Below are 18,699 nucleotides of genomic sequence, written 5' to 3' on the forward strand. Positions count from 1 at the left end.
GCCTCGGAAAGTCGTCTCATCACGTTTCGTTTAATGGGGACTGATGACGACTTGATTGACTCTGACGAGCTCCAACGAGTCAACTGGACCCGGGGCAGTACCGCACGCCCCATTCGAACTGCTCCACGCCACGCCGGCACGAGCCCGTGGCCTGACAGTACGCTTGGGTCACCAGGCCCCAGAGGCGCTGAGGCGCTGAGGAGGCACCATGTTCAAGCCATCTCGATCAATCACCACGGCCATGCCGTCGGATCTCGCTATCTCGCGCGCTGCGGCCCGTCGCCCGCTTGAAGAGGTTGCAGCCGACATGGGCATCGGTCCACACCTGCTGGAACCGCACGGAAGTGCAGCGTCGAAGATCTCCCTCGATGCGATCGATGAGCTCCGTGACCGTCCACGGGCCAAGTATGTCGTCGTCACCGCAATCACGCCGACTCCACTCGGGTCGGGCAAGACGACCACCGCGGTCGGGCTCGGTCAGGGCTTCCGGCACATCGACAAGCTCGGGATCGTCGCGATACGGCAGCCGTCGATGGGGCCGACGTTCGGCATCAAGGGCGGAGCCGCTGGTGGCGGCTACGCTCAGGTGGTCCCGATGGAGGCACTGAACCTGCACCTGACCGGCGACACGCACGCCGTTACCGCGGCCCACAATCTATTGTCGGCGATGATCGGCAACCACATCCACAAGGGAAACCGTCTCGGGTTCGACCCCCATGAGATTACCTGGCGACGTGTCCTCGACGTCAACGATCGCGAGCTGCGCACCATCATCACCGGGCTCGGCGGTCCTGACGACGGCAATCCGTTCCAATCCGGTTTCGACATCTCCGCAGCCAGCGAGGTGATGGCGTTGTTGTCGCTGTGCACGTCGTTGCGGGATCTCCGTGAACGGATGGGAAGAATCGTCGTCGGCTACAACCGCGGCGGCGAACCGGTGACCGCCGAGATGCTCAAGGCGGCCGGCGCCATGACCGCGATACTCAAGGACGCCATCAAGCCGAACCTGATGCAGACCGTGGAGCAGACGCCAGTGCTCGTCCACAGCGGTCCGTTCGGGAACATCGCCACCGGTAACTCCTCGGTCGTCGCCGATCTGATCGGCATCCATGCCGGCGACTACCTCATCACCGAGGCGGGGTTCGGTGCAGACATCGGCGCGGAAAAGTTCTTCAATATCAAGTGCCGTGCCTCCGGGCTGGCACCGGATGCCGCCGTCATCGTCGCGACCGTGCGTGACCTGAAAACTCACTCAAACAAGTACCGGGTCGTCGCCGGCCGACCGCTGCCACCGGAGATGCTCGCCGAGAATCCCGACGATGTCATCGCCGGGGCAGCGAACCTGCGCCGGCAGATCGCCAACATCCGACGGCACGGAGTGACGCCGGTCATTGCGGTGAACGCATTTCCCACCGACTACGACAGTGAGCATCAAGCGATCATGGACGTCGCGGCAGAGGAAGGTGTGCGCGCGGCGATCAGCTACCACTTCACCGAAGGCGGCAGGGGTGCGGTCGAGCTGGCCGAGGCGGTTGCGGAGGCCTGCGCTGAACCGTCGGGCTTCCACCGGCTCTATCCCGACGAACTTCCCTTGGTCGATAAGATCGATGTGATCGCGCGCGAGATGTACGGCGCCGACGGCTTGGACCTCTCGCCTCTGGCAGCTCGGCAACTCGACAAGTACGAGCGGGCAGGCTTCGGCAGCCTGCCGGTGTGCATCGCCAAGACACACCTGTCCCTGTCGGCCGACCCCAAAATCAAGGGAGCACCCACCGGGTGGCGACTGCCGGTGCGTGAGGTGCGTGCGTCGATCGGGGCCGGGTTCATCTATCCCATCTGCGGCGACATGCGCACCATGCCTGGTCTCTCGTCCGCACCGGCAGCCGAACGCATCGACATCGACGACAACGGCGAGATCGTCGGGTTGTCCTGATCGGCGGACCCGGCCGGGCACCCGGAGGACGGAGGTTCCAAGGCCGTCGCTCGGTCGCAGCCAGAACTATCCAAGTCACGGCGTGAGCCCCACAGCCGCGATCATGAGAATCCCTGCGCCGAGTTCCACGTTTGCCGCGGCCCAGGCTCTCGACGACGCGAACCCACCAGGGTCACCGAGGCACCCGTCGAAGCCGACCAAGCGGGCCGCCACACACCCGGAACCAAAGGCGAGCGGCATCGTCCAGAAGAGATGCAGACTGTATCGGCCAAATTAATTCCGCATGGACCGAAGGCAATTCTTTGCTTCTCGCGGCTGTGTCGACATGCCGCAAGACTAGGAGCAGCACGCCACGATCTCCGGCAATCTGGACCAACGAGACCGCATCGTACGTTGAAGGTTCTTCTTACGGGAAGACAATGGAGCCGTCGATTGACGACTCACTTTCTTCCATGCGCGCCTGCCACATTAGTCAGCGCAGGTCAATGACCACTGCTCGATCGAATCTGTTCCGCACAAAAGGACCGAGTCCGGCCATGATTACCTGCCTGCGCCACACGGCTATGCACGGGACGCTCGCTGCTCGCGACATCTGTCTATTCCTGGTCTTTTGCGAATGCCCGGTCGAGGAGAGCCGCGGTCGCCGGGTTCATTAGCTCGCTCCGCTGAATGTAGTGCTCCACCGTGATCTTCGTGTCCATGTGGCCGAGCAGCTCTGCGGCGAGTTCAATGCTGGCGTTGGCGTTGACCGCAGTCGCAACCGTGCGGCGGAACATGTGCGGGGTAACGCCCTCGATTCCTGCTCCCCCGAGCACGTGACACAACTGACGACGCACGTTCGCTGTGGTCAGCGGGGTGCCCGTCCCCGGGACTGGAACAGCAGTTCATCCAGACCCATGCTGCCGACTTTGGCGAGCGGCATCGGCGGTGAACGTGGGCAATGCCACGACGCGACGGGATTTGGCCGTTTGGGGTGGTCCTGCAGGAAGGTCAGCTCACCGTTGCGACTGACAATCGTCCCGGCGAGGCGGATGGACGGTACGGCGCTCGTGATATCGACGTCCCTGCGCCCGACGCGGCGTCGCCTTCTGCCGCAGTGCTCGTGGCCGGCTTCTGGACTCAGCTCTTCCCGAATATCCCCGCTGTCCATGGCGAGATAGTGTTCTTTTCATCGCCAGAAGGTGCTATCACCTTCTCGCGCAGCAGCCCAATGCGAGGGCTGCTGGTTGGCCTTCGGGCGAGACAAAAGGGCGCAAGAGTTAAGGCCGCCACGCGTTCCCCGCCAGCGGATCGCAGCTGTCGACTTTGCCCGGCGGCAGCTCCGATCCTTCAGGCCATCGGGTCGTCTCGGTCCAACAAACGCCCGTTAGCTGCACGACCCCCTGGAAATCGACGGTACTGAAATCGACATCATCAAGATTCGAACCAGTCAGGTCTACATCCCTTACGAGCGCGCCGGCGAAGATCGCTCCGCGCAAGTTGACCTCTCGCATAACCGTCCCATCAAAAAAAGCGGCCGTGAAGTCCGACTGGGACAAATCAGAGCCGGTGAAGTCCGATCCCAGGAACTGTGCGCCGGAGAAGTCATTTTTCGAATAAGACTCGAGGCCTCGATTCAAGTTGCGGGCTGAGGTTAGGTTGAACTGCGCCTTGCGAAAGTTGCTGCTAGTCAGTTCGGCGTCGTCGAGATTTGCATAGTTAATGTCTGCCTCTGGCATCGTCGCACTGACGATGCGGGCGGAGGTCATCGTCGTATTGCTCAGGTCGGCGTCGGTTAGATCTGCGCTTGTGAAGTCCACGCCGGACAACATCGAACGGGATAAATCGGCTCGCGGAAGGGTTAGCCCGGCCAGGTTCTGATCCTGCAGGTCGAGCCCGCTGAGGGGCGTATACCTCCGTGCCTCGAAATCGTCTGCCGCGGCTTCTTCGTCGACAACGTCGGCCGCCGCCCTGGTTTCAGCCAACGTGGCCGAGACAGAAATATCCCTAATGAAGCGAAGGTTCTCGACCCGCGCATCCCGCAATGCTCGTTCGTCGTCAATCAATTTCTGCCCCAGTAGCGACAGGCCGCCAACCAAAATTGCTACCATGAAGGCTATAACAAGATCCCTCACCCACCACTTCGAATCATCGGCTTTCAGCATCCGCTTCACCACCGCCACCATGCCCTCTCACGTCGCCCGGCGACTCTTTGAAGTCGCCGATAAATCGAAGCCGGCATCATTGATGCAACGGATACCAAGTTGCGCTCGAATATACAAGCGCATGCACAGGTGCGCGATGGGTCGTACTCTTCAAGCGACGACATCCACCCCCAAGTCAGATCGCGCTGACGCGTCTTGATTTGGTCCATCGGTACGACCTCGATCAGCTCGGCTCCGCATCCAGTTCCGGGCGTCCCACCCGTGCGATGACGAACTCGAGCATGAGGCACGCAGAACCCCAGATGAGAGGGAGCCGCCTCGGTGGCAGCACCGCGTTTAGTCCTCGTCTTTTGCGAATGCTCTGTCGAGGAGAGCCGCGGTCGCCGGGTTCACCAGCTCGCTCCGTTGGATGTAGTGCTGCACCGTGATCTTCGTGTCCGTGTGGCCAAGCAGCTCTGCGGCGAGTTCGATGTTGGCGTTGGCGTTGACCGCGATCGCAACCGTGCGGCGGAACATGTGCGGGGTAACGCCCTCGATTCCTGCTCCCCCGAGCACGTGACGCAATTGTCGACGCACGTTCGCGGTGGCCAGCGGTGTGCCGTCCCGGGATTGGAACAGCAGTTCATCCAGGCCCATGCTCCCGGCATTGGCAAGACGCCGGCGAACCGCGTCGGCGGTGAACGTGGGCAGTGCCACAACGCGACGCGACTTGGCGGTTTTGGGGTGGTCCTGCCGGAAGGTCTGTTCGCCGTTGCGGCTGATAATGGTACCGGCCAGGCGTATGGACGGTATGGCGCTGGTGATGTCGATGTCCCGGCGGCGGATGGCCAGCACCTCGCCGATTCGGGCTGAGGTGCCGAGCATGACCTCGATGATCGCACCCAGTTGCCCGTCGGGCTTGGAGCCGGAGATGTGATCGGCGGCGCTCTCCCACTGGGCGATCGCCGCGCGGATCACGTTCACCTCGGGGCCGTGAGCGCATCGGGGAGATGCGGCTCGCGGTACAGGCGGGACACGTGATCCATCGGATTGCTAGGGAGAATCTCATGACGAACTGCCAACTCAAGCGCCAGCCGTAGAACGACACGACCTTGCTTGGCCCGGCTGTGGGAGAGCTTCGCCAGCTGCTTGATGAAGTGATCGCAACGAGCGACACCTATCTCCCGCAGCGTGAGACTGCGGAACACGGGGAGCACGAGCGTGCGCATGTTGCGCTCGTACAGATTCCGGGTCGTTCTCGAGATTCGATTTTCCATATCGATGTCCTCGAGCCAGTACGTCGCCAAGTCCTCGAACGAGCTGTCCGGCGTCAGCGACGTGTTCGTCGGCTGCTGCAGGTATCTCGTCGTGAGCTTGCTCTTCAGCGATCGCTCAGCAGCCCGGGCGGTGTCGCCGGTGGCCTGAACCTGGCGTGTCTGACCGTCCCAGTCCCGGTAGCGGGTCCGAGCCTCGAATCGGCCGGACGGCGCCACCCGGATGGTGATGTCCCCGAAGGTGCTGATCGTCAACCGTGGCCGCGACACTTCAGCTCACCGCCGATCGGTGCGCCGCGGCGGGCTGGACGGCTCCCGCTGCTCGGCAATCCAGGCCCGCACGTCGGAGATGGCGAACTTCAGGTGTTTGCCGAACCGGTAGGCCGTGGGGCCTTTGCCGTGCACACGCCAGTCGTAGACCGTGGAGATCGGTATGCCCAAGTAGGACGCCAGCTCGTTGATGTCCATCAAGGGTTCCAGACCCCACGCGTCGGTAGAGGGGGCATCGGAGGAGGTTGGGTATTCGTTGTGGATGCTCATACCCAGAAGGTGCGCACCGCAATCCCGGAATATCGGGATGGACCGAAAACGACGTCGGCGCCTCGGATGGGAAGGCCGTTTCAACGGCTCCGGAAAGGAGTAAAAGATGGATTTGTGATGGGGTAGTCAAATCTCTAACCAAAAAAGTCCCGGAAACCCTTGAGTTTCCGGGACATTTGGTGGGCCGTTTGCGAAAGCCAGCAGGGCGCGGATTGGCAGAGACTGTGGATCTCGTTTTCCCACGCAGTCCTCACTCTTTTCCTCCAGCGAGGCCCGGGCCGACCTCTGACTCGGATCGGATCGAGCGCGAGGCGCGAGGCGCGAATTCATTTGCCGCTCAGCGGTGTCGACGACCAGTGCAGCTTGTTTGAGGTGGGATAGGGCGATCGCTTCGTTCGCCGATCGAATTCAGCTCCGTCGCGTAGATCAGAGTCGGGCGGGCACCCTCGGCACGATCAGACTTGGCCAGTTCCTCGACCAGCCTCTGCCTGACCGACTCCGTTACCTCGAAGAGGAACTCATCCACAGCTTCCAAGAGTTTGAGGAAGCGGCTCACCATTGGTGGCGGCAGTGTCCGAGAATAGGTCGTGACGTCACACCACTCACCCCTAGTGTCGGGCCAGCCCCCGCCTTCATCCCATGCCAGCTGCACGCCTAAGCTCATCCTCGCCATAACCGAACGTGTAGTCCTCATCCATGCCGTTCGAAAGCCAGATGTTTGCGGCATCCCAAACGCTCAGCGAGTCGCCGCCGGAATCGTCCGCTGCGTCGTGGTCCTCCCCGATCATGCAACGGCAATCCTCCCCGTACTGGGAGGAGCCCCCGTCAATCGTGTAGTACTTCTGATGCTTTGGTCCTGTGGGCATGCCGCCGCCACCTTTCTGATACCCATACAGGCAAGACTGCGCGAGCGTCCTCTTTCAGGACGCACGAGTGCGCAATTATCTTTGAACTAGATATGCCTTTAGGCTCGGGAATCCACTGGCACTGGGCTTGTCCCAGGATGACGATCTGGCCCAAGACGATCAGTGCGAGTCGACTTCTTTTCGCGAGCCCCTTAACCGATCCCAGTCGGCATCGGTGTCGGCTACGACGCCCGTTTCTTGAGGCCGCACGAAGAGCATTCCAACCAGTTAGTGCTGATCCGCTGAAGCGTATGGGTGCCGCAATCCGGGCACTCGTGACCTTTCGCCATTGGATTTCCTTTCGTTGAATGCGCCGCCCCGAGAGCGAGCCGCCGACAACTAATAGTAAGCCAGTCTTGTATTCATTGGCTCGACACGCCGACGCTGACCAGGGTTTTTAAAACTAATGGTTGGGCGCGAGAGAACCATAGAGGCTGCAACGCCGACCGGACGGCGAGGCGATCGACTTGCTGCTCTGCTCTGAGCGTCGGAACTGGACCTGCTCCTCGCATCCGACATAGCGTCGGCGAGCGGAACCCGGAAACGACGACGAATCCGATCAGGACGAGATCGATTGAGCATGCCGCGAACACGGCAACGACTGGAGTATGAGCCGTGCGGCGAGTTCGATGCCCGCGTTGTCGTTGACCGCGGTCGAATCCGCGCAGGGGAACATGTGCGTGGTCACACCGTCAATCCCGACTCCGCTGTGCACCTGTCGAACGGACGACGCACGTGCGCGGTGGTCAGCGAGTCAGCGGAGAGCCGTCCCTTGACTGGAGCAGGAGTAAATCCCGGCCTATTCTCCCGACAGTGGCAGATCATGGCCCGTCAGTGGCGGCCTCAGGAGTCGATTGTCCGGAGGAGGCCCGCTTATCTGACTTGCGCCTCAATATCGAACCGATCGCGTCGGTAACCCCGGAGGTCGCACCCTTGATCGCGGCGCTGGCATTCTCGGCAGCAGCCACCGCCCGCGGCTTATCAGGGATACCGTCGCCGTCGATGTCAACCGCGCGGAAAGATTCGGTGGCCCGGTCGAAGGTTTCGGCCCCAAAGCGCCCGGCAACAGTGACCCCTCCCGATGCGGACGCAAGAACTTTGTCTCGCGCCTCAGAAACGGCGTGGCCCCACCGCTTCGCGGTCTCGGACTCATGGCGTGATGCGATCCCGAGCCGCGCACGGAATTCAAGAAGGCCGACCGCGACTTTGTTACTTGATTTCACTGCGGCTGGGGAGTCGAACGGGTTGAGAAGTACCGCAGCGTTTGCGCGTTGCACGGTCTCGTTCATCTGGGAGAGAATGCGTGCCGTGCTGCGGGCGATGAGTTCGACACGATTCTGACGGGCCCTAGCCAGTCCGAATCGGTGAGTCTCCAAATCAGCAGGTGCAGCGTCGAGCACTCGGTCGAGTTCGAGTATTGAGACCCCGTCCTGGAGTTGGACCGTCCGCGCTAGGACCGCGAGCCATTCATGCACCTTTGGCTCGGCTGCTTTGGTCGCTTTGGCGATTTCACCGAGATCTGCTTTCTTCTCGAGCTTTTCGGCGATGCTGTCGAGTTGGCGGAGCGAGTAGCCCTGCGTGCGCGCGAGCATCATCCCGCAGGCTTGCACCTTCGACCAGGTAACCTCGGAGACCCGCCCGACGTGGTTACGCACAGTTAGGGCGTCTTCGATGATCAGGTCAACGCCGATCATGTCGGCTAGCACTGCGTCTTTCTGGCTCCGCAGGATGTCGTCGACCTTTTCGTCGAGTTCCCGGAGATACTCGACTATCTCGTCCATCTGCTGCTGCATCGCGCGCTGCTGCATCATCGTGGACAGCGCGGTCAGAGCAAACGGCCCGCTGAGCAATACGGTCGGGTTTGCGATCTGAAGCCACTGCTTGATGTCGCCGGGTTTACCGATCATCGCGTGGCTGACCCCGCCGGTTTTCGTCGACATCAATCCGAACTTCTTGATGGCTTCGGCCGACTCGGCGGTCAGCTTCACCCAACGACCGGAGTTCGCAGCGAGATCCGCGCCTACTTGCGCGGCCGCCGCGCCCGTGCCCGAGAACGACCAAAGCCGATGAAGATCAAGCTCCCGCGACGGAGCCTGGTCTAGCCCCGTCGAAAGTAGAAACCGCTCGATATCGGCTGCAGCCCCAAGAGCCACGAGACCGTCCCCGTCGCTCACCAGTTCGATCTCGCTGCTCATCGCTACTCCTGTCGCTCGTGTGATTCCCTCTTACCCTAGGGCGAATAAATAGCACTGTCCCCAAGGTGAACGGCTCCATCTTCCCGTTTGACGGACGATGTCGTGGATGTGGCCACTGTGGTCAGCGCGTAGCCGACAGCGCCAATGCTCACCCGTGGGTAGAACGAAGGGCCATTGACAGTCACCGGAGGCACTCTCTAGGTTCGTAAGTGCCCGATCTCTCGTGCACTGCGCTCCTCGTCGACGTATACAAGGTGAGGGTCCGTACGTGAACGAACGGTTCTTCATCTTGCTAAAAACGCCATCGCAGAGGGACGGTTCCAATGGTCGACGCACTCACGGCAACTGATCAGGCCATCGTTCGAGCGATCAACACGGACTCGATTGACGCGGAAAATCTTGTAAGCCGAGAGGGCTGGACTCGAATCTGTGCTGTCCGAGGTCGCCACTACCGCGCCGTTGACGAGGAAGCGTGGCAGGATCTCTGCGCCAAGCGCGGATACTTGCAGCTTCGACGTAATTCGCGCGGGTTCTAAAGAGCGAACTGAGTTGGATATCACGCCCTTGAATCGGTGCCAGTCGGGGGCTTCTCTACTCTCTCTAGTGCCGCCCCATCGTATGCTCGGGTGATGACGACGTCCTCAATTCCCGACAGCAACGGGGTCACCGAGCAGGCAGACCCCTCACTCGCATTTGCCAGGGACGGCACGGAAGACCGCGCGATCGGGTTCACCCTCAACGGGATACAGCATGAGCTTGCGCGTGCGACCGTGTCAGCGCGACTCACGGAGGCGGCCCCAGAAGTCATCCTGAAGCATGCAGTTCGAGTCAACGCCACCTGGTTCCCGGTCATGCAAGCATTCGAGACGGCGACCGGCATTCCCCGGGCAGATTTCAAGTCTCGGGCCGCCAGGAGACACCTCGCGACCCTCGGCTACGAGATCCGGGGCGAGATCAGCCCACCCGCTTCGGAGCCCGCCGAAGTGTCAGCCACATCACCATCACCGCTGGTCGATGAGTCGTGGCACACCGAAGCGAACGTTCAGTCGGCAATCGTCACCTGGTTGGCGGGTCGCGGGTGGCGCATTCTGTCGGTGGCGAACACTGCGACGAGGGAACGCGGCATTGACGTCGTCGCAGCGCGGGGAGACGAGACCGTTGGTATCGAGGTCAAGGGGTACCCGTCCCGGGGTTATGCAGATCCAGCCCGGGCCACCGAATCGAAGCGCACCTCACCGAGCACGCAAGCGGGCCACTGGTACGGGCAGGCCCTGCTCGCTGCGATAAAACTGCGCGGGAACCAACCCGACGTCCACAGCGTCGTTGCCCTTCCGGACTTCCTTCGTTATCGAACGCTCTACGCCGAGACGAAGTCGTCCCTCGACGCGGCGGGCATCTCGATCTGGTGGGTGGATTCCCAGCAGGCCGTCACCGCGGACGGCTGTAACCCCGAGCTCTGAAACCGTCAAGCCGCCCGAGGGTTTGGCCGATAGGACCGGTTATGTCAGCAGGGCCGAAACCCGCCAGTGCCATGCCAGTGTTGAGGTCAGCCGCGGTGGAGATCCGCCGGCGACCGCGGCTAAAACCGACTACGGCGGATGACCGGTCACGCGGCCGGGAACGACGACGTGAGGCTCCGATGTATCTCCCTGGCCCTCTGATCGTTCACGGGCCCGGGCTTTGATACGAGCTCGATGGCCTTCCGGGGCCACAGGACGTGGACGGCGCCGGTCGTGAAGGCACCGCCGATCAGGGGCCAGTCGGCCTCCACGAAGCAGAGCACCCCGTGCACGGGAATCTCCGCCAGGCCGGCGTGGTCGAGGGCCGCTCGAACCAGGGCGACCTGCTTGCGGGCGCCGGCGACCAGCTTGCTACAGTCGCGCGACCCCACCATCAGGGTCTCGGTCCGCGGCCGGAACAGGCCTCCGTCAACGCGGAGGCTGGGGCGACCCTGGTATTTCTTGGCGTCGATGACGAAGACCCCCGAGGGGCACACGACGATGTGATCGATGTTGGCTCGGGTCCCAGGGATGCGACGGTCGTGCAGAACGTGAACGCCCGGCCCGGCGATCCGGTCGAGACGCTGACCGAGGACTTCCTCCCCGCGCGCTCCGACCGCCCACGCCCGGGTGCTCTGCGGGTCATCGCTCACGGCCAGGATGAGAGCGCCCAGGTGCGGGTGGGCTTCCCGGATCCGGGTCTCCCGTTTGTCCTTGCGCCGCTCGTACTCCCGTTTGGCCGACGCGCCGGCCGTTCCCGCGAAGGTCTCGACGGGCTCTGGCGAGGATGCCACGGCGCCGGGCCTCGAGGCGTCACCGGGCTCAGCCTCAGTCGGGCCAGCGGCCTCAGGAACGGCCACTGGTAACTCCAGTTGGCACTGCGCGCAGGTCACGGTCTTGGTTTCTCGCTCGTAGACCGCCATCGTGCCCGCGCCGATCTCAACGGTGCAGAGTCGGCACTGCCCCGCATACCGAAGTCTCATCCTCTTCGGCGTCAACGCCGCGTCTCCGCTCACGATAGACACACTACGGTAGACACTACGGCGACTCCGTCGCTGTCTTGACAGGAAGTTGCCCCCGGGTACGACGACCCCTTGGCCGCCCACGTTATCCGGGTTCTGGGGGCGTTCGCCAGTCGCTACAGTCTCCATGGAGGTTGCAATCTCCGCCGCCTCACACTGGCAGAACACCCAGCGATATAAGAGCGAACTGAGTTTCAACTACGAGGTTGCGCGAGCATCCATTCAGTGTGAATCCGGATTCCCGAGTTCACCAACCGATATCGGCGCCTTGCGGAGGATGTTCTCCATCTCTGCCTTCGTGTCCTCGGCGAGGTCGGCGACCGCAAGAAGAGTATCGAGATTGACTGCAAGCAACTCGCCGCTCGCCGTGAAGCTCAGGTGGCTCGAATGTTTGCCGAGGAGATCCAGCGCGACGCTGCGTGAAAATCCGACCTCCTGCAGGTTGATCACCTTCGGATCGCTCGAGCCGTATTCAACCAGCTTCGCGACGTTGATCCCCGCATTTTCAGAGCCCAACGCCTGAACCGTGAGGTCGTAGTAGTTCTCGAGGTAACTAATGATCTTGAAGCGCAGTCCAGTCTCGAGGTCGCGCATAGTCTCCTCAATGATGAGGTTGACATGCTTAGGATCGCCAGAATTAAACGTCTCTTCGATCAAGTAGGGCGACTGGGCGTAGTCGCGGTAGGTGATCGTGCCCCTTTTAGCGTGATAGGCAATTGTGCGGCTAATAACGAGAACGAGCGGGTCCCCCCTGACCCAGTAAGACATCAGCGTTGCCCAGTAGCGAAGACGCGCGGTGTAGCCCGGGTCTTTGGAAGGAACGAGCGGATCCTTGCCGCCGGACTCTTCCTCGATCCAGTCGTAGACATTGCCTAGGCGAACGAGGATCTTCTCGATTAAGTCGAAGTCCAGTTCGCTTATCTTGGATGGAACTAGCGCACCGGCTTTGCCGTTACTTAGTTCTTCCCAGATTGCACCCTGGTACCTGGGTCGAATCCCCGGAGAGCGTCTGAGTACCTCTTCTGATCCCACGAAAGCACTCACGGCCTTCTCTAGAAGCTTCGCGCCGCCAGAGACCTTTTCGAGGAAGAGGGCACGAAGGGATGTCTGCTGCTTCCCAAGGACATGTAGCAGCAGGATCGATGAGTACTGCTCCACCGTGCGCTTCGCATCATTCGACGGATTGCCAGGTATTGGCTCGCCCCGTAGGACGTGGCCAATATCGGTGAAGTCCTTTCGCTTATTTCCCGGGTTGACGAGAAAGCTCTCAGCGATGATCGGCTCGCCGCGTGGGATCAGTTGGCGCCGACTCTCGCTCCAACCGTTCGACTCGTGTCGAACGCATATAACGTTGCCGGAGAAATCATAGGTCAAGCGGCCGGCTCGCCCGGCAAGGTTCTCGAAGTCGATCTTGCCGAAGACTGAGGGGCCATGCGTGTCGTTGAGGACGAAGATGTTCTTCGCCGGGAGGTTCACGCCCTCGAGGAGCGTTGATGTGCACACGACGTACTGAAGTTGTGACTCTGGATCGGAGAAACACGCCTCGACCTTTTCGCGCACTTCCTGGGGCATCTTGCCATGGTGGAACGCCACTCCGTGCGCAAGTGTCGTGACCAGGAAGTAGTCCTTATGGATATGCTCCTTTACGAACTTTATGAGCGAATCGATCTTTGGATCAGAGACCACCGGAAGCACGCCAGCAAGCTCCAGCGCGAACTGAGCAGACTTTGCAGAGCTATTGATGTAGACGATCGACTTTCGGTCACCACTCAGAGACGTGATGAGCTCAATCGCATTGCTGGCCTCCGGGGCTTGTTCCAGTTCTCCGTCACCACCCGCCGCCCCGGACAGATAGTGCTGCTTGCTGTCGACAAGATCAACGAAGTAACGCTGCTGCGCCACCGTTCGCTCCTTTACAGCGAATGCACCATTCGTTGCCTTGCCAAACAGCTCTAGGAAGAGCTCTGGATTCTTGATGCTCGGCGACGCGAAGACCAGCTTGGTGGCAAAGCGCCGAGTCGTCTCAACGATGGCGTGGTAATAAATCGAGGAGCGCGCATCCTTCTTGGCGATCACCTTCTGCGCCTCATCGACGATCAGATAGTCAATGTCCCGGACAGGGTTTGATAGGTAGCGCAGCAAACGCTCCGGCGTCAGCACGAAGATCGTGCGAGGGTAGGTCTGCCGAAGATACAAAGGAAGCGATGGGAAGGTCGCGATATTGACCTCCGGAACATCACGAAGCAGTTCTCTCAGGTCAGCGGCAGTTTGACCGATCAATGCCTTCGTAGGCACTAGAACAACGACGCAGTGCTCGTCGAGATCGGAACGGCGCACGATGTCGTAGATCGCGTCCTTCAGGATGAACGACTTCCCAAGCGAGGTCGGTCCCGAGAAGCTAAAGAAGTCCTCGCCGCGCATGCGCTCCGCGATCTCGAACTGGGTATCGGTAAACGTCGCATTGCCACGCTTCGTGGCCTGCATGATTTCCTTCGCTGCACGCAAAATGCCGCGCGACACGGGAAGCGAATACGACGTGTCGCTGACGTTCGAAAGCGTCCGAAGGCCAGGGAAGTTGCCCAGTTCGATGAGGACCGCCGTCGTAACCGCGGCGGCTCGATTGCTCGCTCGCTCGGACAGCCCGACGAGTTCTTCATATTCACGAAGGAGCGCAATCAGGTTGTAGGCGGTTTCACGATGATTGGGAAGCGTCGAATGGGACAGGATGTCGGCGTATCGGAGCAACCGACCGACCAAGTCGTCGTCCGCATGCACCGAGGTACTCCCCGTGAGGAACGCCTCGGAGACACCTTGTTCTAAGGTCGAAAGGTCCTGCACATAGTCGTCTCGGGCGACGATGAGATCACTCAACGCGTCGGCCACGATTCGTGCCGCCACCTACTTCACTACCTTGTGGTTTCCCAGCTGTGCGGCGAGCTCACTGCGAACCTTGTCGATTCCTTGTGCTTTGTCGCCCACGCCGCGTTTGGCGAACGGGAGTGCGTAGATGTGGACCGGATAAATGCCAAGCCCACGGTCCGTAATCTCTTGCTTGATGAGATCGTGTTGACTGGTAATCGCATCCGTTGCTCGCTTCTTCAGCTCAACCTCGATCTCGTCTAGTTCCATTTCTTCAACTCTCATGTCTGTGACATCGATCTCGTACCCCACAAAGAGGCCAAACGCGTTGTGCTTCTTGATCGCGTCATGCCCGCCAGTCGCCGATGGCAGCAAGATTGCTGAGAGCGTCGCGAGGTTTACCTCGTCCACCTCTTCTTTGAGGAGCTCGGATTGGACGAGCCACGTGTCGAAGTCGAAGCCGTCGTCGTGCACCTGTCCGACAGATTTGAAGGCCGCTTGGATTCCTCGCTTCGGGCTGGCTCCAACCGTGCCCGCATCGCCGTACATCTTGGATTCGCCGAAGATCAGCTGATACGTGTTCTCGTCAATGCGCAGCAGGTGGACACCGTCGGAGCCGTGGACATAGTGGCCACTACTTGTCTTCAGTTCCATCTTCGACAAGACCTTCGGCGCTCCAAGATGCCCTTCAAGCAACGAATACAAAATAACTTCTCCCCCCTCACCAGCGTTGCTATCGGGCAGCCGGAACTGTGACTGGACCTTTGCGGCAACTTCCATCATCCGGCCCGGATCTCCAAGCGCCTTCTGGTAGTTGAGGCGCGAAAGGACGTAGGCGACGCTATTGTTCTTCAGAACGCGGTACAGCCCGGGGAGGTCGAAGTCGCCGTTTTGGACACGCAGGATGTGCAGGTGCAAGTTCGTTTTTGTCTGCAACGCAACACTCACGGGCTCATAGAAGACCGCACTGAACTGCTCGCGGTTTGAGGCAAGGAGCGATAGCGGCAGCGCCGGGGCTAGTGCGTCGGTCATTTGGGGCTCCTCGATCGAACGCACAGGGATTCGTACCCAGAATGGCCCTTCGTTCGCTGATATCGTGACGGCACGGCGATGAGTGCTCATGAAGCCCCCTATTTTGGGTGTCCTCCAGACAGGCACACTTTGCTCCCTTGCAGCATTTGATTCGGCAACGTGGTTTGAGCGCATTGCCTCGGTAGGCCCCGGGGCCACACCAAGCGCCCGACCTGCTCGGCAACGGTCGAGCCCGGGACCAGCCTTAAAGTTCATCGCTGATCCGACGCAGTAGTGTTCGAACGTGTCCAAGAATGTGAGCGACTGCGAGTACGAGGCGTTAGAACCGACCTTGCCTCTCCGCAGCGATCCAGAATTTGGCGGATGGGCTGAACGGTTGATGACTCTTTCGTCGGCCGAAGTCTCGATCCGGGAAGCGACCGCGGATCCACAAGACGGCCGCCGAATGAAGGACTTGCAAGTTCTGTGTTCGCCGATATCGGTCCGATCTGTACGAGACAACGCCTTGACGATTGCCGAACAGCTCGTGCTCCTGGCCGAGATCGACGACGTTCATATCGGCTTCTGCATCTCATCCCCGGGGCTCAAAGCCTCAGACCCGTTGTTCATCCAGGTAGTCGCAGTTGCTCCGGCTGCGCAGCGACGAGGAGCGGGCCTGGCATTGCTCACCGCCACAGCGGATCGGGGGCCTCGGCGCGATATCGCACTTGCCACCCAAGACGACAACACCGCCGCACGGTCGCTGAACGAAATGTTCGCCAAGTCAATCGGCGCGAGCATTCGAAGGGTCCGCCTCGGCACTTACCGGGATAGCAACCTTGGTATCCAACGAGGACTCGGCTACCGCGCTTGGGTCATCCAACGTCCACCAGTCGAACCGTGACTAAAGAGGTCGACCGGAATCTGTTAACGCCGACTGAAAACAGGGCCACTTCTGCCAGGCGAGTTCTAGGGCGAATTCCAGCGGTCGTCGCAACACTGGTTGGTTAGCTGGATTCTAGTTCGTCGACGAGGAGTTCGGCTGGTGTTGTCCAACCGAGGCGTTTCCGGGGTCTGTTGTTGATCTTGGCGGCGACTGCAGCGAGGTCGTCGGCGCTGTGGATGGCGAGGTCGGTGTGCTTGGGGAAGTACTGTCGCAGCAGTCCGTTCATGTTCTCGTTGGAGCCGCGCTGCCAGGGCTTGCCGGCGTGAGCGAAGAACACACCGTCGGTGAAGAGGGAGGCGATCTTGTCGTGGCTGGCCATTTCGGCGCCCTGGTCCCAGGTCAAAGTCCGCCGGAGTTCCTGAGGTAGGGCAGACATCGCGGTGACGAGCGATGCGTTGACTTCAGCTGCTGTGTGCCCGCCGGGGAGGTGGAGGAGGACGGCGTAGCCGCTCTTGCGGTCGACCAGGGTGCCGATCGCCGACCGGGTGCGCGTGCCGATGATGAGGTCTCCTTCCCAGTCTCCGAACCGGGACCGGTCGTCCACGACCTGGGGGCGGTGGTCGATCAAGGTCGCCGGTGCGATGAAGCGTGGGGCACGTACGTCGGGGCGTCGTCGACGCTTGCGCAGTGGTCGGCCCGTTCGGAGATGTGGTGTCAATTTCCTGGTCAATCCGCTGTTTCCTGGCCAGTACAGGGCTTGGTAGATCGTTTCGTGGCACACGTGCCACAATCGTTTCTGCGGGTGAGTGTCTCGTAGCCAGTGGCTGATCTGTTCGGGGCTCCAATCCAGTTTCAGCTTGTCCTGGACCAAGTCGCGGAGCTGAGGGTCTTGTCCGATGCGCCCAGCTCGCACCCGTCGGGCCTTCTCTCGAGCTCGTGCGTGGGCCAGGACAGCGTCGTACTGGCCGCGGTCGTGTTTGCGCATATTGCGGCGAAGCTCGCGGCTGATCGTCGACGGTGACCGGCCGAGTCGCCTGGAGATCTCCCGGATGGACAATCCTTCTCGCCTGAACAAAGCGATCCGCTCACGTTCGATCAGGCTCAGGTACCGTTCGTGTCTGTCTGCCTCAGCAAGTCGTAGCGGCGCGATCCCACCACGTTGAGATCGCCAACGGTGACCGGTCGTGCGTCCGATCCCCACGCGCTTCGCGGCGGCGATCGGTCCGATCCCGGCAAGTATGAGTTTCCAATACTCGTCTTCGCGGTTGAGGTTTCTCTTGCGCCCACGTCTGGCCATCTTCACACTCCAAATCTTGGTGGAGTGTTGCGACGAGACCTAGAACTCGCCCGGCGTTTCTGGCCCTGTTTTCAGTTGGCGTTAACAGAATCGATCCGTTCCGGCGACGCCGCAGCGGTGGGAGGTTCTTACCATTCTGATCCGTCCCTAGAACAGCCGGGATTCGGCGCGTGAATGTGTGCCACGTGTCACGGTTTAGGATCAGACCTTTGACCAGGCGCCGGAACCTTGGAAGCTATTCAAGAGCGGGTCGCATTCCTCATCGAGAAGATCCGCGAGGCTTTTGACGGTCAGTCAACCAATGAGTATCAGAAGAATGTGCTCCTCGAGTGTCGACGGTATTTTGAAACCAGACCTCACCCGAAAGTTGAGCTGCTTGATACGAGCTTGTCAGAAGGCAACACTGCCTCTGTCCCAACGGTCACCCCACTTGGGGCACGGGACGCATCGAGCATACGTCGTCACCATTCCGGTATGCCAGAATGCCACGGGTGCTCGGGCGGGAGCCCAACTCGCGGATCACGCGCAAGATCTCGGTACTCCGGCGGGAGAAGTACCGGTGCTTCGCGTGCGCTTCCATCGAGGAGATCCCACCGGTTCTCGTAGCGGCTCCAAATCGGAGCTAACACCCGTGCTCTTTCCACTGGGGCATTGCGTTTCCCCGGCTCCGCGGACGGGTCGGTGAGCCAGTTCATGTGCGAGATCCACGCGGCCGCTGCGACATGGTCGCGCGGTACGACAAACGCCCGCGGTGACTTCACCAGATTGTCGGGGAGCATCACGAGCACAAACCATTCCCGGTCGGAAATCGAGGGCAGCTGAGCGTTGGGGCCCAAAGGCCAACTAATCTTGTCGCCAAGACCACGTGCAGCTTTCACCTGGACCTCGATCATCCGCCGATCGCCTGTCGTTTGCACTGCGAGTATGTCCGTTCGCTCGAGACCATCGCGCGTGAGCGCGACGCCCCATCCGAGGAGGGAGAGCGCGGCACAGGTCCAATGCTCACCGGCCGACTTGCTCATCTTGGTATCTACCATGCTGGTCAGCATGGCAGGGTTTGCAGACCGGATCCGACAATGCTCACCAGACCCGGACCGCCTTCGTGCACCCGGACGTTCTGCATCGGCTCACCCGCTGGTGCACGAGAAACGTGTC

Annotated in this window: 15 protein-coding genes; 3 read left to right on the top strand and 12 right to left on the bottom strand. The window is 61.0% G+C overall.

All coding sequences use genetic code 11. The annotated features are described in order from the left end of the window. The first annotated feature begins 208 nt into the window (after window positions 1–208). On the top strand, window positions 209–1,933 hold the full coding sequence (locus CXY81_RS07815) for a formate--tetrahydrofolate ligase (protein WP_198411456.1): 1,725 nt from the start codon (window positions 209–211) through the stop codon (window positions 1,931–1,933). Between the two features lie 596 nt (window positions 1,934–2,529). Here the strand turns inward: CXY81_RS07815 and CXY81_RS16955 are convergent. The 7 genes from CXY81_RS16955 to CXY81_RS07845 form a co-directional block, all read right to left on the bottom strand. Further along, window positions 2,530–2,748, bottom strand: a complete 219-nt coding sequence (locus CXY81_RS16955) for a tyrosine-type recombinase/integrase (RefSeq protein WP_233194054.1) — start codon at window positions 2,746–2,748, stop codon at window positions 2,530–2,532. Between the two features lie 444 nt (window positions 2,749–3,192). Further along, on the bottom strand, window positions 3,193–4,077 hold the full coding sequence (locus tag CXY81_RS07825; RefSeq protein WP_233194064.1) for a pentapeptide repeat-containing protein: 885 nt from the start codon (window positions 4,075–4,077) through the stop codon (window positions 3,193–3,195). Between the two features lie 336 nt (window positions 4,078–4,413). Next, window positions 4,414–5,040: a site-specific integrase gene (locus CXY81_RS16960; RefSeq protein ID WP_233194055.1), complete on the bottom strand. Its 627-nt coding sequence runs from the start codon at window positions 5,038–5,040 to the stop codon at window positions 4,414–4,416. Continuing rightward, window positions 5,037–5,585 (bottom strand): N-terminal phage integrase SAM-like domain-containing protein, encoded by a 549-nt coding sequence (locus CXY81_RS16965; protein ID WP_233194056.1) that lies wholly within the window; start codon window positions 5,583–5,585, stop codon window positions 5,037–5,039. The genes CXY81_RS16960 and CXY81_RS16965 overlap by 4 nt, the downstream gene beginning before the upstream one ends. A 21-nt stretch (window positions 5,586–5,606) precedes the next feature. After that, a complete protein-coding gene (locus CXY81_RS07835) occupies window positions 5,607–5,870 on the bottom strand; it encodes a helix-turn-helix domain-containing protein (protein ID WP_233194057.1) in 264 nt (87 codons plus the stop codon). 632 nt (window positions 5,871–6,502) lie between these two features. Continuing rightward, the gene (locus tag CXY81_RS16635) at window positions 6,503–6,658 is read right to left on the bottom strand and encodes a hypothetical protein (RefSeq protein WP_166805222.1); all 156 of its coding nucleotides are present in this window, start codon (window positions 6,656–6,658) and stop codon (window positions 6,503–6,505) included. 938 nt (window positions 6,659–7,596) lie between these two features. Then, window positions 7,597–8,970 carry a hypothetical protein gene (locus CXY81_RS07845; protein WP_104194503.1) on the bottom strand — a complete coding sequence of 458 codons (1,374 nt, stop codon included), beginning with the start codon at window positions 8,968–8,970 and terminating at the stop codon, window positions 7,597–7,599. Window positions 8,971–9,599: 629 nt separating this feature from the next. Between CXY81_RS07845 and CXY81_RS07850 the strand changes: the two genes are divergently transcribed. Then, window positions 9,600–10,430: a hypothetical protein gene (locus CXY81_RS07850; RefSeq protein WP_233194058.1), complete on the top strand. Its 831-nt coding sequence runs from the start codon at window positions 9,600–9,602 to the stop codon at window positions 10,428–10,430. A gap of 146 nt (window positions 10,431–10,576) precedes the next feature. On the opposite strand, the gene CXY81_RS07855 is transcribed toward CXY81_RS07850, so the two are convergent. The 3 genes from CXY81_RS07855 to CXY81_RS07865 form a co-directional block, all read right to left on the bottom strand. Beyond that, on the bottom strand, window positions 10,577–11,263 hold the full coding sequence (locus CXY81_RS07855; protein ID WP_233194059.1) for a nuclease-related domain-containing protein: 687 nt from the start codon (window positions 11,261–11,263) through the stop codon (window positions 10,577–10,579). A 450-nt stretch (window positions 11,264–11,713) separates the two neighbouring features. Continuing rightward, window positions 11,714–14,389, bottom strand: coding sequence for a DEAD/DEAH box helicase (locus CXY81_RS07860; protein WP_104194504.1), 2,676 nt, complete (start codon window positions 14,387–14,389; stop codon window positions 11,714–11,716). Continuing rightward, window positions 14,390–15,382: a DUF1837 domain-containing protein gene (locus CXY81_RS07865; protein WP_104194551.1), complete on the bottom strand. Its 993-nt coding sequence runs from the start codon at window positions 15,380–15,382 to the stop codon at window positions 14,390–14,392. It lies immediately after the preceding gene. Window positions 15,383–15,665: 283 nt separating this feature from the next. Between CXY81_RS07865 and CXY81_RS07870 the strand changes: the two genes are divergently transcribed. Continuing rightward, window positions 15,666–16,265, top strand: a complete 600-nt coding sequence (locus tag CXY81_RS07870; protein ID WP_146067651.1) for a GNAT family N-acetyltransferase — start codon at window positions 15,666–15,668, stop codon at window positions 16,263–16,265. Window positions 16,266–16,368: 103 nt separating this feature from the next. On the opposite strand, the gene CXY81_RS07875 is transcribed toward CXY81_RS07870, so the two are convergent. Both CXY81_RS07875 and CXY81_RS07880 read right to left on the bottom strand, forming a co-directional pair. After that, on the bottom strand, window positions 16,369–17,550 hold the full coding sequence (locus CXY81_RS07875; protein ID WP_206750598.1) for an IS30 family transposase: 1,182 nt from the start codon (window positions 17,548–17,550) through the stop codon (window positions 16,369–16,371). 455 nt (window positions 17,551–18,005) lie between these two features. Next, on the bottom strand, window positions 18,006–18,581 hold the full coding sequence (locus CXY81_RS07880) for a hypothetical protein (RefSeq protein WP_104194553.1): 576 nt from the start codon (window positions 18,579–18,581) through the stop codon (window positions 18,006–18,008). Window positions 18,582–18,699: the final 118 nt, after the last annotated feature.

The sequence above is a fragment of the Cryobacterium sp. M25 genome (assembly GCF_002929635.1).
Classification (GTDB): Bacteria; Actinomycetota; Actinomycetes; order Actinomycetales; family Microbacteriaceae; genus Cryobacterium; species Cryobacterium sandaracinum.